The sequence below is a fragment of the Marinagarivorans sp. genome (genome assembly GCF_982758155.1).
This window is the reverse complement of the sequence record NZ_CEXWTU010000387.1, coordinates 1-2,481: the sequence shown is the minus strand read 5'-3', so window position 1 is coordinate 2,481 and position 2,481 is coordinate 1. Positions and strand designations below refer to the sequence as shown.

General features: G+C 48.1%; 2 protein-coding genes. One reads left to right on the top strand and one right to left on the bottom strand.

Annotated features, from left to right (window positions below):
- The first annotated feature begins 307 nt into the window (after nt 1–307).
- Nucleotides 308–1,462, top strand: coding sequence for an MFS transporter (locus AC3A8L_RS21135; protein ID WP_487964260.1), 1,155 nt, complete (start codon nt 308–310; stop codon nt 1,460–1,462).
- Here the strand turns inward: AC3A8L_RS21135 and AC3A8L_RS21130 are convergent.
- Nucleotides 1,459–2,217, bottom strand: coding sequence for a PHP domain-containing protein (locus tag AC3A8L_RS21130; protein ID WP_487964259.1), 759 nt, complete (start codon nt 2,215–2,217; stop codon nt 1,459–1,461). The genes AC3A8L_RS21135 and AC3A8L_RS21130 overlap by 4 nt on opposite strands.
- Nucleotides 2,218–2,481: the final 264 nt, after the last annotated feature.

The following is a 2,481-nucleotide window of genomic DNA, read 5'->3' as shown; positions in this document are numbered from 1 at the left end:
AGGTTATTAGAATAACGCATGGAGCAGTTATCGATCGGCTTTCTTATCGAGGCGCATAAAGGGGCGCATGCCTGGGCCTATACGGATATAGGTCATTAGGGTAACGCATCGGGGCAGGAGCCCCTTATTAGACATTGCAGGAGCATAATGTCGTGGAGCAGTTACCGAGGCATGTAACGCTTTGAGCAACGAAGGTAAGGATATCGAGATCAAGTATTACTGGATGAAATATTGTTTCCTCGCCCCTATACTCACGCCTTAGCGGTTCTATAAAACGCCAAATATCGACCATAACAGGATGTAACCTATGCTGGATTTACCACGCCCTATTTACGTGTTGGCTTTTGCCGGCGCGTTGCTAATGACAGGCATGCCGCTGGCACTGTTAATAGGCGGCATTGTGGGTATTCAAATTGCGCCATCACCCGCGCTAGCCACCCTGCCCTTAGCCGCGATGGTTTTGGGCGTGGCGGCATTTGCCTTGCCGGCCTCTAAAATTTTGGATAAAGCTGGTTATAAACGCTTGTTTTTATGCGGCACCGTTATGTGCTTGGGTGGGAACGGTTTTGCGATTGCCGCGTTGATTCAAGAATCTTTTTATTTATGGTTAAGTGCCATGCTGTGCTTAGGCTTTGCGAGTGCTTGCGCCCAACAGTTACGCTTTTCAGCACGGCTTTTTTTAAGCGACCAACCCGATCGAATACCCGTGGCTTTATCTGTATTTATGCTGGGCGGTATTTTAGCCGCGATTGTTGGGCCAGAACTTACCCTGCACAACGAAATAACCGCACTGCCCCAGTATGCCACCGGCTTTGTGATTGTTTCGGGCCTGCAAATACTGGCTTTAGTCTTGGTACTTATTCTGCCTCCGGCTCCCAGCCCTAGCCATATTCCCCAGCACCATGAAGGGCGAATTAATCAGGGACTACTGGCTATCATCGCTTCGGTAACAGCCTATGGAATTATGAGCTTTATCATGACGGCCACCCCCATCAGCATGCACGAACACCACAACCACAACATGGCCAATACAAAATCGGTGATTCAGTGGCATATTTTAGCGATGTTTATTCCATCGTTTTTTACCGGCCGATTAATTCAATGGCTGGGGGTTAACAAAAGTTTAATTCTGGGGATTACACTGTATTTGGCCGTTTTTGTGTTTACCTTATCGGGCATTAACTTAAACCATTACGCCATCGGTTTGATTTTGCTTGGGGTGGGCTGGAATGTATTGTTTACAAGCGGCAGCACGCTAGCTGCCCAACACACCGACGCTAGCTTTAAAGGCAAGCACGACACCCTAGTATTCAGCATTCAAGCGGTCGCTAGTTTAAGTGCTGGCGCAGTGCTTTATCAGCTGCACTGGCAAGCCGTGCAGTGGGTCGCGATTGCGGGTTTATTACCGTTAGTTTTGCTGCTGATTTATAAGCGATTCGAACGCCCCGCGCTTAAGCATTAATCCTCTAGCGCCGCTAACCACGGCGCTAGCTCTTGCGCAACGGGTTTATCATGCTCGGCCAAAAAAGCCAGTAAGCGTGCCGGCGAAACCGATAATACTCGCTCAAACGGAAACCCCACCTGCTGCGCCTTTGCGATGCAGTGGTCTAAAATCCCTAAATGAAACGCACTGTGCGAATCGCTGGAAAACACCACTTTCCAATCGAGCTTGTCTACCAACTCTAATAACCGTAAACATACCGGTTCGCTACCTACGCGGGAGTGAGAAAACGAACTGTTATTAATTTCCAGCACCACGTTATTATCTTTCGCCGCACGAATAACTTCTTCTTCATCCAATAAAAAATTTGGGTTACCTGGGTGGCCAAAAATTTGTACCTTACCGGTTTTAAAGGCTGCAATGGCGGCGCGGGTATGCGTTTTTTTATCCACAGGCGAAAATACGGGCTCGTGAAAACTGGCAATAGCAATATCTAAATACGGCGCCATGCCGTCTAGAATATCCACCCCGCGGTTATCGGTAAGAATATTGGATTCGATACCGCGCAACATCGCAATATTGTTCACCGTGCGCGGCAGTATTTTCATGTTGCCGAAATGCCAATCGTGGGCGCCGTCAGGCATTGTGGAGGCGTGATCTGTCATCGCAAACAGTTGTAAATTCTGTTGTTTTGCAGCCGCCCAGTAATCGTGCACGGTACTAAAAGCATGGTCACTGGCAACGGTGTGCATGTGGGTATCGCATCGTATTTGCATTAAAAACCTCTCTTAGATTGCGCTTTCAACCCTAACATTAGATCATGTCAAAACGAATGTTTACCGCAACGCAACGCTACAATAAAGCACAAAATAAATACAGCCATGCCCGCCCCCAAACAAACAGAGCAGTGATTAACTATGGATCCGTTTACACAAGGCGTTGTTGGCGCCGCTTTTGGCCAGTTTAAGGGGCGAGGCAATAATATTTTGTCCAATTAGGCGAAGAGATCGGCTTTCTTATCGAGGCGCTTAAAGGGGCGC